Raw genomic sequence first — 13,572 nt, forward strand, 5'->3', positions numbered from 1 at the left:
CTGCTGCGGCGGTCGGCGGCCAGGGCCTCGGCACGCCAGCCGGCGCCATGACGGGCGCTCTGTTCCAGCACCGAGACGATGGTGTTGCGGGTCAGCCCGACGCGGACCGGGTAGGTCTTCCACGAATGGGTCTCCACCAGCACGCCGATGCGGTTGCGCAGCTGGAAATAGCCATGGGAAAAGCGCGGCGTCGGCACGCCGTCCTCGAAGCCCGAGGCCGGATCGTCGTTGACCACGAACGAGGGGTAGTACGGCAGCGGCAGCGCGCCCTGCGCGGCCAGATCGGCGATCACCCCGTCGCGCAACGCACGGCCGGTAGAGCGCAACGGCGGATCGCCGGCGTGGACCGGCTCGACCTGGATGGAGATGTCGTGCTGGAACTGGGCGCCATTGGTGGCATGCAGGTCCACGTAGATGAGCGGGTCCCAGCGGTTGACCAGGGCCAGCATCGCCTGCATTTCCGGGGCGTCGGCTTTGACATAGTCGCGGTTGAGATTCAGGTTCTGCGCGGTGGTGCGCCAGCCCATTTCCTCCGGGCCGCGCTGGTTGGGCCGGTTCCAGGCACCGAAGCGCTCATGGCCATCGACATTGAATACCGGCACGAACAGCAGCACCGCCCTGTCCAGCGCGTGGTGGCCGGCCTCACCGTCGAGCAACTGGCGCAGGGCGAGGAAGCCGGCGTCCTTGCCATCGATTTCGCCGGCATGGATGCCGCCCTGGATCAGCACCACCGGCAGCTTGCGCGCGCTGGCGGTTTGCGGATCCAGCGCGCCGGCGGTCGAGGCGATCAGCACCTTCATCGGCCGTCCTTCGGGCGAGGTGCCGAAGTCCTCGCAGCGTACCTGCTGCGGATAGCGCTCTGCGAAGGCGGTGCACAGCGCCAGGACTTCGTCATAGCGGCCGGTGCGCTGGAAGCCGGACTGCTCGGCCAGCGTGCTCAACGGCGTCGCAGGGGCCGCCATTGCCGGCGAGGACAACAACAGGCAGGACAGCAGCAGGCGGGAGACAGTGGGCATGATGGAGCTTCAGGGCCGATGGAAGGGGCATGAAAGCATGCCGGGCGCGTAGGGTGTACCTGCCATCCGGCAGATGGCTTTGCGCCACCTCCGCTATGGACGCGCGGGTAACCGGTTGGGTTACGCTTGCAACCTTATGTATCGCAGGATCGCCCCTAGATGACGACCAGTACCGAGGCAGCAATGCCTGATTCCACGGCACGGATGCCCCGCCAGATCGGCTACATCATTGGCAACGAGGCGTGCGAGCGCTTCAGCTTTTACGGGATGCGCAACATCCTGGTGCAGTTCCTGATCACCTCGCTGCTGTTGCAGGAGATCACCTCCGAGGCGCGCGCAGGCGAGGCCAAGGACATCATGCACAGCTTCATGATCGGCGTGTATTTCTTCCCGCTGCTCGGTGGCTGGCTGGCCGACAAGTTCTTCGGCAAGTACCACACCATCCTGTGGTTCAGCCTGATCTACTGTGCCGGCCACGCCTGTCTGGCGCTGTTCGAGGACAGCCGGCAGGGCTTCTTCGTGGGGCTGGGCCTCATCGCGCTCGGCGCCGGTGGCATCAAGCCGCTGGTGGCCTCGTTCATGGGCGACCAGTTCAACCAGAGCAACAAGCATCTGGCCAAGATCGTCTTTGATGCCTTCTACTGGATCATCAATTTCGGCTCGCTGTTCGCCTCGCTGCTGATTCCGCTGGCGCTCAAGAACCTCGGCCCGCAGTGGGCGTTCGGTATCCCGGGCATCCTGATGTTCGTGGCGACCTTCGTGTTCTGGCTGGGCCGCAAGAAGTACGTGCTGGTGCCGCTGCCGCCGAAGGATCCGCATTCCTTCGGAAACGTGGTGCGCACTGCGCTGCTGGCGAAGGTGCCGGGCCATGGGCGCCCGGGGCTGGTCGTGGCGGTGCTGGGCGTGGTGCTGGCGGCGGCGTCGTTCGCGCTGGTGCCGAGTCTGGGCATCGTGATCTGCCTGTGTCTGGCGCTGGTGGCGGTGCTGGCCGGTATCGGCGGCGGCACCATGCTGCAGCTGGAGCGCGCCCGCGGCGTGCATCCGGAAATGGCGGTGGAGGGCGTGCGTTCGGTGCTCAAGGTGCTGGTGATCTTCGCCCTGACCACGCCGTTCTTCTCGCTGTTCGACCAGAAGGCCTCGACCTGGGTGCTGCAGGGCCAGCAGATGAGCATGCCCAGCTGGTTCACCGCCTCGCAGATGCAGGCGCTGAACCCGCTGCTGGTGATGATCCTGATCCCGTTCAACAACCTGGTGCTGTATCCGGCGCTGCGCCGCTTCGGCATCGAGCCGACCGCGCTGCGGCGGATGACCGCCGGTATCGCTTTCAGCGGCCTGGCGTGGATCGTGATCGGCGGTATCCAAGTGGTGATGGACGGCGGCAGCGCGATGTCGATCTTCTGGCAGATCCTGCCGTATGCGCTGCTGACCTTCGGCGAGGTACTGGTTTCGGCCACCGGCCTGGAATTCGCCTACAGCCAGGCGCCGGCCTCGATGAAGGGGGTGGTGATGAGCTTCTGGAACCTGACCACCACCATCGGCAACCTGTGGGTGTTGCTGTCCAACGCGGCGGTGCGCAATGCGGCGGTGACCGACCGCATCGCCACCACTGGGTTGAGCGAGACGGCGTTCCTGATGTTCTTCTTCGCCGGTTTCGCCTTCATCGCGGCGCTGGCCTTCGGCCTGTACGCGCGGCGTTACAGGATGGTCGACAACTACCGGGCGGCATGAGCATGCAAGGACCGATAACCCTGCTTCTGATCGCCATCACCGGCTTGGTGTCGTGGATGGCGTTTTCCAACCGCAAGCTGGCCGACCGGCTGATCCTGTGGCCGCCGGCCATCGACAGGCACAAACAGTACGACCGGCTGGTGACCTACGGCTTCATCCATGCCGATTTCGCCCATCTGATCTTCAACATGGTCACGCTGTTCTTCTTCGGCCGGATGATCGAAGGGCTGATGCTGCGGATCACCGGGCAATGGTGGGTGTATCTGGTGTTCTATCTGCTGGCGCTGGTGGTTTCCATCCTGCCCAGCTACCTGAAGAACCAGAAGAATCCGAATTACCTGAGCCTGGGGGCGTCCGGCGCGGTGTCGGCGGTGCTGTTCGCCTTCATCCTGGTCTCGCCGTGGTCGCTGATCTTCGTGTTCTTCATCCCCGCGCCGGCGATCCTCTATGCCGTGTTCTACGTCGGCTACAGCCTCTGGATGGACAGGAAGGGCGGTGACCGCATCAACCACAGCGCGCATCTGGCCGGCGCCGCGTTCGGGGTGCTGTTCATGCTGTGCATGGAGCCGCGGCTGCTGCAGGTGTTCCTGCAGGAACTGATGAACCCGCGCTTCGGCTGAGTAGCTCAAAACGTCGCCGCACCGGATGGCCGGGGGCGTAGGGAAACGAAAAGGCCGCCCTGGGGCGGCCTTTTCTGTTTGCCTTCTCGCCGGTGGAGTCGTCCTGGTCTGGGCGATTCCGGCGGCAGGAGCGCCTTGGGCGATCAGGCGTTATAGGTGGTGAGCAGGCGCGAATACACTTCGGTATCGATCCTGTCGAACTGCCAGCCTTCGGTTTCGCCGGCGACGGCCAGTTGGAACAGGCCTTCCAGCAGGGTGGCGTCGTGGTCGTTGGCCGGGATGGAACGGTCGAGGTCGTACATGGCGGGCATCTCCGGTTGAGTATGTCGTTTCCTGGAGAGCTGCAAACGCCATGCCAACTGTTGGAGGGCCGAAATGGCCCCCGTTGCCCCGCGTTTTGCGAAGATTGGGGCAGAAAGTGACGCGGTGCGCCCGCACCGCCCCGGCCTTTCACGTCACACCGGTGTTTTTACCGGGCAGAATGGGCCAGCCCTCAAGAGCCTCGCCCATGTCCGATCTCTCCCCGCGCCCGCAGGACGTTGTCCTGGATGCCGCCAACCACCGCTTCGAACTGCTCGTGGACGGCCACGTGGCGGTGCTGGAGTACCGGCTGGAGGAGGGCGGCATGGTCATCACCCATACCGGTGTGCCGGAGGCGATCGGTGGCCGCGGTATCGCCGGGACGCTGACCCGGGCGGCGTTGGATCACGCCCGTGCGCAGGGGTGGAAGGTGATCCCCGCCTGCACCTATGCAGCGGCTTTCATGCGGCGTCATGGAGAATATGCCGACCTGCGCGGATAATTCGCACAGCACGGAGCCCGGCCCCACGTCGCGGCATTTTTGAGGACAGAGAAACGATGAACAGGTTTGGACAGGGAACGTATGCCGCAGCGTTGATGCTGCTGGTACTTGCCGGATGCAAGAACGATGAGCCGGCCACCGCCACGCCCGACACGGCCGTCGCCGAGGTTGCCGATGCAGCTTCCCCGCAGGCGCCTGCCCCGGTGGAGATGCGCGATGTCATCGAGAACACCCCCAGCCATGTCATCGGAATCAGCTACCCGCCGGCCGCGGCCAAGTACCCGGGGCTGGCGGCAGCGCTGGTGGAGTATGCCGAGCATACCCGTGCCGAGCTGCTGAAGGCAGTGGGCGCGCTGGGCAACGACAAGCCGACGGCGCCGTACGAACTGTCGCTGGCCTTCGACATGCTGGTCGATACACCGGCGGTGGTGGCCGTGTCGGCCGAGGGCAGCAGCTATACCGGTGGCGCCCATGGCCAGCCGCTGGTCGCGCGCTTCGTGTGGCTGCCGGAAAAGCAGCAGGCCCTTGCCGCCGAGCAGCTGATCACCGGCGCCAAAGGGTGGCAGGCGATCAGCGAGTACAGTCGGGAAAAGCTGCTGGAGCAGGCCATGGCCCGCGTGCCGGGCGAGGATCTGGACCCGGACGAGCAACAGCGGCAGATCCGTGTCCTTTCCAAGATGATCGATGACGGCACCGGCGCTGAGGCGGTCAATTTCAGCCAGTTCCAGCCGGTGCTCGATGGCGCCGGCAAGATCGGCGCCCTGCGTTTCGTGTTTCCCCCGTATCAGGTAGGACCGTATTCGGACGGTACCCAGAGCGTGGATGTGCCGGCGGCGGTGTTGCTGCCACACGTGGCGGCCGAGTACCGGGGGCTTTTCGCACAGCCGTAAAACCGTGGAGTGCCAGCGATGGATGCAGGGCTGCAACGACGTGTCGAGGCATTGCTGCAGGAGGCGGACGTTATTCCCGGCGGGGATCGGCCGCAGGACATCGATATCCTTGACCCGCGCTTCCACGCGCGGGTGCTGGCCGATGGCTCGCTGGGGCTGGGCGAGAGCTACATGGACGGCTGGTGGGAAGCCCATTCGCTCGATGGCTTCCTGACCCATCTGCTGGACGCGCGTCTGGACGAGCGCGTCCACGGCAGCGGGGAGGTCTGGGACGCACTCAAAGCCAAGCTGTTCAACCTGCAGGTCGGGCAGGGCAGTTACGAAGTGGGCAAGCGCCACTATGACCTGGGCAATGACCTGTACCGGGCCATGCTCGGCAAGCGCCTGGTCTACAGCTGCGGCTACTGGCGCAATGTCGCCAGTCTGGACCAGGCGCAGGAAGCCAAGCTGGACCTGATCTGCCGCAAGCTCGGGCTGCGCCCGGGGATGCGCGTGCTGGATATCGGGTGTGGCTGGGGCGAGGCGCTCAAGTACGCGGCCGAGCGTTATGGCGTGGAGGGGGTGGGCATCACCATCTCGCAGGAGCAGGCCACCTTCGCGCGCGAGCTTTGCGCCGGGCTGCCGGTGGAGATCCGCCTGCAGGACTATCGCGCGCTGGACGAGCGCTTCGACGCGATCCTGTCGGTGGGCATGTTCGAGCACGTCGGCGTCAAGAACTACCGAGGCTATTTCGAAACGGTCCGGCGCTGCCTCGGCGATCAGGGGCTGTTCCTGCTGCACAGCATCGGTACCAACGTCAGTCGCGAGCGCACCGACCGCTGGATCGGCAAATACATCTTCCCCAATTCGATGCTGCCCTCGGCCGCACAGATCAGCACGGCCATGGAGGGGCTGTTCGTGCTGGAGGACTGGCACAATTTCGGTATCGATTACGACCGCACCCTGCAGGCGTGGCGCGACAACGTGGAAGCGGCATGGGTGCAGCTCGATCCCCGTTATGACGAGCGGTTCCGGCGCATGTGGCGCTTCTATCTGGCCGCCTCGATGGCGACCTTCCGCACCCGCCACTCACAGTTGTGGCAGCTGGTGCTGTCGCCGCGCGGTGTGCCCGGCGGCTATGTCGCGCCACGCTGACTGCCGCAGGTGGTCAGCAAATGAAAACGCCCGGCATGGCCGGGCGTTTTCATTGCAACAATCGCTGCCGCTTAGTTGGTCGCGGTGCCCGAGCTCAGGCCACGCTTTTCCAGCAGGGGTTCGATCTGCGGCTCATGGCCGGCGAAGTTGCGGAACAGTTCCATCGCATCGACGCTGCCGCCCTTGGACAGCAGGGTCTGGCGGAAACGGTCACCGTTGGCGCGGGTCAGGCCGCCATTCTCGCGGAACCACTTCTGGGTGTTGGCATCCAGCACTTCGGACCAGATGTAGGCGTAGTAGCCGGCCGAATAGCCGCCCATGATGTGGCTGAAGTAGGTGGTGCGGTAGCGCGGCGAGACCGGTGCGTAGTAGATGCCGTCCTTCTCCAGTGCGGCGCGTTCGAAAGCGAGCACATCCTTCGGTGCCGGCACGTCACCCACGCCGATCTGGTGCCAGCTCTGGTCCAGCATCGCCGCGCCCAGGTATTCGGTGGTGGCGAAGCTGGTTGAACTTGGCCGCGGCGATCACCTTGTCCAGCAACGCCTGCGGCATGGCTGCGCCGGTTTCATGGTGCTTGGCGTAGTTGGCCAGGATGGTCGGCTCGTCGGACCACATCTCGTTGACCTGCGAGGGGAACTCGACAAAGTCACGCGGCACCGCGGTGCCGGCGAAGTACGGGTACTTCACATTGGAGAACATGCCATGCAGGGCATGGCCGAACTCGTGGAAAGTGGTGGTCACTTCGTCCCAGGTCAGCAGGGTCGGCTTGCCCGCCGGCGGCTTGGGGATGTTGAGGTGGTTGGCCACCACCGGCAGATCACCACTCAGGCCCGACTGCGAGACGTAGGCGTTCATCCAGGCGCCGCCCCGCTTGGACTGGCGCGCATACGGGTCGAAGATGAAGATCGCCAGCTGGCTGCCGTCTTCGTTGAACACGTCATACACGGTCACATCCGGGTGGTAGACCGGCAGGTCGGTGCGCTGCTTGAAGCTCAGTCCGAACTCCTTGCCGGCGGCGAAGAACACGCCGTCCTCCAGCACCTTGGTCATTTCGAAGTACGGCTTGAGCTGCGATTCGTCGAAGTTGTACTTGGCCTGGCGCACCTTCTCGCTGTAGAACGCCCAGTCCCACGGCTGCAGTTCGAAGGTCGGCTTGCCGGCGGCCTTCTGCTCGGCGTCGATCATCGCCTGCAGGTCGGCGGCTTCGCGCTTGGCGTTGGCCACGGCGGCCGGGGCCAGCTGGCCCAGCATCGCGTTGACCGCTTCCGGGGTCTTGGCGGTCTGGTTGCCCAGCGAGTACGCGGCAAAGTTCGGGAAGCCCATCAGCGCGGCCTTCTCGGCGCGCAGGGTCATGATGCGCGAGACCAGCGCGGTGTTGTCGTACTCGCCGCCGCGGCTGCCGCGCGAGATCGAGGTTTCATAGATCTTCTGGCGCAGTTCGCGGTTGGTCAGGTTGGTCAGCGACGGCTGGCCGGTGGTGTTGAGCAGGGCGATGACGTACTTGCCTCCAGCTTGCGGGCCTTGGCGGCTTCGGCGGCGGCGGCGATCTGCTCGGCCGACAGGCCGTCGAGCTGCTTGACGTCGTCAACCACGATGAACGAGGCGTTGACCTCGGCCAGCACGTTCTGGCTGAACTTGGTGCCCAGATTGGCCAGCTCGGCGTTCATGGCCTTGAGCTTGGCCTTGTCGGCCTCGGACAGCTTGGCGCCGGCGCGGACGAAGTTGTCATGGTATTTCTCGACCAGACGCACGCCTTCGGCATCCAGGCCCAGCTTGGCGCGGTTGTTGTAGAGGGTCTCGATACGCGAGAACAGCTTGCCATTGAGGTTGATGGCATCGCTGTGCGCGGCGAACCTGGCCGAGTAGTCGGCCTGCAGCTTCTTGCGGGTGTCGTTGGTGTCGGCGCCGATCAGCGAGAAGAAGACGGTAGTGGCGCGGTCGAGGATGGCGCCGCTGTTCTCCAGCGCGATCAGGGTGTTTTCAAAGGTCGGAGCGGCCTTGTTGTTGGCGATCGCATCCACTTCCTTGAGCTGCGCGGCCATGCCGGCGTCGAAGGCGGGGGCGAAATCGCTGTCCTTGATCTTGTCGAACTGCGGGTAGTGCAGCGGCAGCGGGCTCTCGGCGAAGAACGGATTGGCCTGTTCGGCCGACTGGCTGGTCGCGGCGGCAGCGCTGACGCTGTAGGCCGGCAGGGCCAGTCCCAGGGTCGCGGCAAGGGCGAGGGCAAGGCGGGTGGTCAAGGTGATGCTCCGGGAAAATACGAAACCCCGAGGGTAACCCGAGGGGGAGATCGGGGGGAGGTGTCAAAGGGCATGGGGCTGGAAAAGGCCAGATTCGGCGCAGTTCGCCGCTGTCGGGCGTAGGCTTGTCCTCCAGACGCAGGAGTTGTCATGCCCAGTGCTTTTGATTTCCAGACCACCACGCTGGCCGGTGAGCCGTTGGATCTGTCCCGCTTCCGCGGCAAGGTTCTGCTGGTGGTGAATGTGGCCTCGCAATGCGGCTTCACCCCGCAATACGCCGGGCTGGAGCAGCTCTGGCGCCAGTACCGCGAGCACGGATTGGTGGTGCTCGGGTTTCCCTGCGACCAGTTCGGCCACCAGGAGCCGGGCGATGCGGCGCAGATCCAGCGCTTTTGCAGCCTCGATTACGGTGTCAGCTTTCCCCTGTCGGCCAAGGTCAAGGTCAATGGTGCCCAGGCGCATCCGCTGTGGCGCTGGCTGCAGCGGGAAAAACGCGGTGCGCTGGGGATTGCCGCGATCAAGTGGAACTTCAGCAAATTCCTGATCGGCCGGGACGGACAGGTGCGGGCGCGCTATGCGCCCACGGTCCGTCCGGAATCGATCGAAGCCGATATCCGGGCGGCATTGGCCGGCTGAGGGTGCCGCCACAGCGGCGGCTGCTCTTGAGCCCGTCCAGTCCCCTCTGCGTGGCTTTGCCGGTCTTGCGCTTGCTCCCCACCGGACCAGGAAAGCATAGGACGGGCAACGCGCCAGGGATCGCGGGGCAACGCAGAAAAGGGGATAGGCCCCCCGACCGCGAGCCGTGTCGCCCCTTCGGAGCGCTGGAAAACCCCCTTGCCCCGCAAGCAGGCCGCGTCGGCAGACGCTCGGCAGCGACAAGTTGCTTGGCCGGGGAGCGTGTGAATGCCTTGCCCGCGTTTCCGCAGCGGGCATCTGCCAGGACCGCTTTGCGGTGTGCCGCGATGGCGGCATCCGGCGATTCACGCATCGCCGCCACGACTCTTTTCCGGAATGCTTCCCCAAGACAGGCTCCTGCCTGGCCTGCTCGATTAGCAGCGCCACCCACTGCTGTCCGATGAAGCGGATATGGCAACTGCTCGATCCCATGACCACCCATCCCTGAAAAAAGGCCGGATCGTGATGACCCGGCCTATTCACCATAAAAGCTGCTGGCGTATCCGTTACGCCATGACGGCGCGCTATTTCTCGACGAACGCGCGCTCGAACACGTAGTGGCCCAGCTGACCGATGCGCGGCGACACCTGGAAGCACGGACATCGAGCACGCTGCGCAGGTCGGCCAGCATCTGCGGGCTGCCGCAGATCATGAAGCGGTCGTTGGCCGGGTCCATCGGCGGCAGGCCCAGCGTCTCCTGCATTTGGCCGCTTTCCATCAGCGCGGTCAGGCGGCCATGGTTGCGGAACGGTTCGCGGGTCACCGCCGGGTAGTACAGCAGCTTGTCACGGACGATATCGCCCAGGATCTCGTCTTCGAAGATGCCTTTCTCGAAGTACTCGCGGTAGGCCAGATCCTGCTCGAAGCGCACGCCGTGGGTGAGGATCACCTTGTCGAAGCGCTCGTAGGTTTCCGGGTCCTTGATGATGCTCAGCCATGGCGCCAGACCGGTGCCGGTGCCCAGCAGGTACAGGTGCTTGCCCGGGTGCAGATCGCTGATCAGCAGGGTGCCGGTGGGCTTCTTGCCGACCAGTACCTTGTCGCCGGGCTTGAGGTGCTGCAGGCGCGAGGTCAGCGGGCCGTCCTGGACCTTGATGCTGAAGAAATGCAGCTGCTCCTCCCAGTTGGCGCTGGCGATGGAATAGGCGCGCATCAGCGGGCGGCCGCCTTCGTTTTCCAGGCCGATCATCACGAACTGGCCGTTCTCGAAGCGGAAACCGGCATCGCGGGTGGTGGAGAAGCTGAAATAGGCGTCCGTCCAGTGACGGACTTCAAGCACCGTTTCGGTGCCAAAAGCGGAAGACATACCGTTTCTTTATCTTGGATCGGAGTTAGCCGGCCCATTCTAGCAAAATGAGAGCGCCTCTCATTAACCGTGACTGCGCGGGCCTCAGCGGTAGCCGGCGGCCTGCAGCTCGAACAGTTCGGCGTAGCGGCCGCCTTCGGCCATCAGCTGCGCGTGGGTGCCGCTGGCCTCGATCCGGCCATCGGCCAGTACCAGGATGCGGTCGGCCATGCGCACGCTGGAAAAGCGGTGGGAGATCAGCACCGCGGTGCGGTTGTCCGACAGCTCCTTGAAGCGCTGGAACACCTCGAACTCGGCCCGCGCATCCAGTGCCGCGGTCGGCTCGTCGAGGATCATCACCTGTGCATCGCGCATGTAGGCGCGGGCGATGGCGATCTTCTGCCACTGGCCGCCGGACAGGTCCACGCCGGTCTTGAAACGGCGTCCGATCAGCTGCGCGTAGCCTGCGGGCAGACGTTCGATGACTTCGTCGGCCAGCGCCCGGTGTGCGGCATCGCGGATCCGCGACTGGTCATCCATCGCCTCGACCAGGCCGACGCCGATGTTCTCGCCGGCACTGAGGTGGTAGCGCACGAAGTCCTGGAAGATCACCCCCATGTTGGCGCGCAGGTCGTCCAGGTCGTAATCGCGCAGGTCGCGGCCGTCGAGCAGGATGCGCCCCTCGTCCGGGTCGTACAGCCGCGCCAGCAGCTTGACCAGGGTGGTTTTGCCGGCGCCGTTCTCGCCCACCAGCGCGATCACTTCGCCGGCGCGCAGATGGAAATCCAGATGCCGCACCGCCCAGCGCTCGGCGTCGGGATAGCGGAAGCCCACGTTCTCGAACACGAAGCCCTCGCGGATCGGGCGCGGTACCGCTATCGCATCCGGACAGGAACGGATCTCCGGCTCGATGGCGAAGAACGAGAACAGGTCATCCAGATACATGGCCTGGCTGGCCACCTGCGAGAAACCGATCAGCAAGCCTTCCAGCAGCTGCCGCAGACGCTGGAAGCTGCCGGCCAGAAAGGTGAGATCGCCAATGGAAAAATCACCGCGCACCGTGCGCCAGGCGATGTAGCCGTAGGCGGCGTAGTAGCCCAGCGTGCCCAGCGCCGCCAGCAGTGTGCCCCAGATCGCGCGTCTGCGTGCCAGCCGCCGGTTGGCCAGATAGAACTTGTTGGCCAGCGTGCGATAGCGCTCGATCAGGAAGCGGTGCAGGTTGAAGATCTTCACCTCCTTGGCCGTGTCCACGCTGGCACCGGTCTGGCGCAGGTACTCCAGCTGGCGGCGTTCCGGCGTCCACTGGAAGTTCAGCGAATAGCCCATCGCATTGAAGTGCGATTCGCCGATGAACGCCGGTATCAGCGCCACCGCCAGCAGTGCGATCAGCCACGGCGCGTAGACCACCAGACCGACCGCCAGGCTGGTCACGGTGATGGCGTCCTGCAGCTGGCCGAACAGCTGGCTCATCAGGTTCATCCGGCCCATGGTCTGGCGCCGCGCACGGTCGAGCTTGTCCTGCACGTCGGGGTCTTCGAAATCCTCCAGGTCGAGTTCGGCGGCATGCTCCATCAGGCGGATGCTGCTGGCGTTGGTGAACAGTTCCGAGAGCAGGCCGTCGGCATAGCCCACCAGCCGGCCGAGCAGGTCCGAGCCGATCGCCAGCACCAGTTCGATGCCCAGCAATACCAGCAGGTGGCCCAGCAAACCGCTCGCCAGCGCCTGGTCCAGCGGCGGGAACGTGCCCGGCAGACCGGCCAGCCTTACCGCCTCATCGATGATCAGTTTGCCGACATAGAGCATCGATACCGGCACCAGCGAGCGCACCAGCCGCAGCCCCAGGCTGGCCAGGGTCAGGCGCGGGCTGGTCTGCCAGATCATCCGCAGGAACGGCGGCAGGTTGCGCATGGCGCGGAACCGCTCGCGCAGTTTCAACGGGGCGGCGGTAGGTGTCGGGGGCGGCATGGGCGGCGTAGGGCGGCGGGATGACTCCGGGGTAGCTCATTGTGCCGGGCGCGATCGGGTACGCGGAGCCCGGCGCGCGGCTCAGCGCTCCGGATCCATATCCTGTTCCTGCTCAAGCCCGGCGAGCCTGCCGATCTCCTGCCCGTCCGGGTTGTCGCGCACGGCCTGGCCGGGTGCGCCGAAGGAGTGCTCGCCGGAGTCCACATGCAAGGTGCTGCGGACCTCGCGCACGCCGTCAATCGCGCCGACCAGCTGTTCCACCTCGTGTCTGGTCTGGTGGTCGGGGACATCGCCGCGGAGGGCGACGCACCCGTCCTGGACCTGGACCAGCACCTGTGAGGCACGGCCATGCTGGCCGAGGCTGCGGACGACATCATCACCAATCAGGGTGTCGGAGCGGGGAGCGGACATGAGCGGCTTCCTGTTGCGAGGGGGCTCCACCATGGCCCCGCATCCGTGAGCGTGCCGTGTCGTGACCGCGTTACCGGCGTGGACCTTCCGGGGGCGGCGGATCGGAGGATTGCAGGGCTACCGGCAGGTGCCAGCCAAAATGCATGGCCATCATCCGCAGGCCGAAGCACAGGCCGGCACCGGCCAGGGCGCACGGCAACGGGGCCAGTTCCAGCCAGTAGCCGAGGGCGACCACCGCCGCGCCGGCGAGCGCGGCCACCGCATACAGCTCGGCCTGCAACACCAGCGGCACCTGGGCCAGCAGCACGTCACGTGCGATGCCGCCACCGATGCCGGTGAGCATGCCCAGCGCTGCGGCCATTGGGGGATCGATGCCATACGACAACGCCTTCTGCGTGCCCGCCACGGCGAACAGGGCCAGTCCCATCGCATCGAACATCCGCACCGGGAACTGCAGGCGTTCGATCATCGGTGCCCAGAAGAAGGTGACGGTGCCGGCGGCCAGGGTGATGGCCGGGTAGCGCCAGTCGCTGATGGCCGCCACCGGGGTGGCGCCGATCAGCAGGTCGCGGGTGATGCCGCCGGCCAGTGCGGCGGCAAAGGACAGCACCAGCACGCCGAAGATATCCAGGCGGCGGCGTACGCCCATCGTCGCCCCGGACAGGGCGAAGACGAAGGTGCCGATGAGGTCGAGGATCAGGACGAGCGTGTTCATGCGGCTATTGTGGGCGCTGCCCGTGGCCGCGGCCATCAATCTGGTCCGCCGGCGGAACTACGGGTCCGTCCGCCGGCGTGCGGCAATGCCG

11 protein-coding genes and 2 pseudogenes are annotated in these 13,572 nt (G+C 65.5%); 6 read left to right on the forward strand and 7 right to left on the reverse strand.

What is annotated here, in order from left to right:
- Positions 1–1,016: M14 family metallopeptidase (locus tag JCM9942_RS04380; protein WP_172675042.1), on the reverse strand; the 1,016-nt coding region annotated here is incomplete at its 3' end.
- Positions 1,017–1,175: 159 nt separating this feature from the next.
- Between JCM9942_RS04380 and JCM9942_RS04385 the strand changes: the two genes are divergently transcribed.
- Together JCM9942_RS04385 and JCM9942_RS04390 are read left to right on the forward strand one after the other, a co-directional pair.
- On the forward strand, positions 1,176–2,744 hold the full coding sequence (locus JCM9942_RS04385) for a POT-type proton-dependent oligopeptide transporter (protein ID WP_054657912.1): 1,569 nt from the start codon (positions 1,176–1,178) through the stop codon (positions 2,742–2,744).
- Positions 2,745–2,746: 2 nt separating this feature from the next.
- Positions 2,747–3,364 (forward strand): rhomboid family intramembrane serine protease, encoded by a 618-nt coding sequence (locus JCM9942_RS04390; RefSeq protein ID WP_089153133.1) that lies wholly within the window; start codon positions 2,747–2,749, stop codon positions 3,362–3,364.
- 143 nt (positions 3,365–3,507) lie between these two features.
- On the opposite strand, the gene JCM9942_RS19350 is transcribed toward JCM9942_RS04390, so the two are convergent.
- Complete coding sequence (locus JCM9942_RS19350; RefSeq protein WP_172675043.1) at positions 3,508–3,666, reverse strand: hypothetical protein; 159 nt, start codon at positions 3,664–3,666, stop codon at positions 3,508–3,510.
- Between the two features lie 206 nt (positions 3,667–3,872).
- On the opposite strand from JCM9942_RS19350, the gene JCM9942_RS04395 reads away from it, so the two are divergent.
- The 3 genes from JCM9942_RS04395 to cfa are packed head-to-tail and all read left to right on the forward strand — an operon-like array spanning position 3,873 to position 6,190.
- Positions 3,873–4,166 (forward strand): GNAT family N-acetyltransferase, encoded by a 294-nt coding sequence (locus JCM9942_RS04395; protein WP_054657916.1) that lies wholly within the window; start codon positions 3,873–3,875, stop codon positions 4,164–4,166.
- A gap of 56 nt (positions 4,167–4,222) precedes the next feature.
- A complete protein-coding gene (locus JCM9942_RS04400; protein ID WP_054657918.1) occupies positions 4,223–5,056 on the forward strand; it encodes a DUF3298 and DUF4163 domain-containing protein in 834 nt (277 codons plus the stop codon).
- Positions 5,057–5,074: 18 nt separating this feature from the next.
- Positions 5,075–6,190 carry a cyclopropane fatty acyl phospholipid synthase gene (gene cfa, locus JCM9942_RS04405; RefSeq protein ID WP_054657920.1) on the forward strand — a complete coding sequence of 372 codons (1,116 nt, stop codon included), beginning with the start codon at positions 5,075–5,077 and terminating at the stop codon, positions 6,188–6,190.
- A 71-nt stretch (positions 6,191–6,261) separates the two neighbouring features.
- Here the strand turns inward: cfa and JCM9942_RS04410 are convergent.
- Positions 6,262–8,430 (reverse strand): annotated as a pseudogene (locus tag JCM9942_RS04410) (M3 family metallopeptidase).
- Positions 8,431–8,580: 150 nt separating this feature from the next.
- On the opposite strand from JCM9942_RS04410, the gene JCM9942_RS04415 reads away from it, so the two are divergent.
- Positions 8,581–9,066, forward strand: a complete 486-nt coding sequence (locus tag JCM9942_RS04415) for a glutathione peroxidase (protein ID WP_054657922.1) — start codon at positions 8,581–8,583, stop codon at positions 9,064–9,066.
- A 563-nt stretch (positions 9,067–9,629) separates the two neighbouring features.
- On the opposite strand, the pseudogene JCM9942_RS04420 reads toward JCM9942_RS04415, so the two are convergent.
- The 4 genes and pseudogenes from JCM9942_RS04420 to JCM9942_RS04435 form a co-directional block, all read right to left on the reverse strand.
- Positions 9,630–10,411: pseudogene (locus tag JCM9942_RS04420) on the reverse strand (ferredoxin--NADP reductase).
- 84 nt (positions 10,412–10,495) lie between these two features.
- The gene (locus tag JCM9942_RS04425) at positions 10,496–12,355 is read right to left on the reverse strand and encodes an ABC transporter ATP-binding protein (protein ID WP_054657924.1); all 1,860 of its coding nucleotides are present in this window, start codon (positions 12,353–12,355) and stop codon (positions 10,496–10,498) included.
- Between the two features lie 81 nt (positions 12,356–12,436).
- Positions 12,437–12,766 carry a BON domain-containing protein gene (locus JCM9942_RS04430; protein ID WP_054657926.1) on the reverse strand — a complete coding sequence of 110 codons (330 nt, stop codon included), beginning with the start codon at positions 12,764–12,766 and terminating at the stop codon, positions 12,437–12,439.
- Between the two features lie 70 nt (positions 12,767–12,836).
- Positions 12,837–13,481, reverse strand: coding sequence for a trimeric intracellular cation channel family protein (locus JCM9942_RS04435; protein WP_054657928.1), 645 nt, complete (start codon positions 13,479–13,481; stop codon positions 12,837–12,839).
- Positions 13,482–13,572 lie beyond the last annotated feature (91 nt).

This window comes from Stenotrophomonas pictorum JCM 9942 (assembly GCF_001310775.1).
GTDB classification, from domain to species: Bacteria; Pseudomonadota; Gammaproteobacteria; order Xanthomonadales; family Xanthomonadaceae; genus Stenotrophomonas; species Stenotrophomonas pictorum.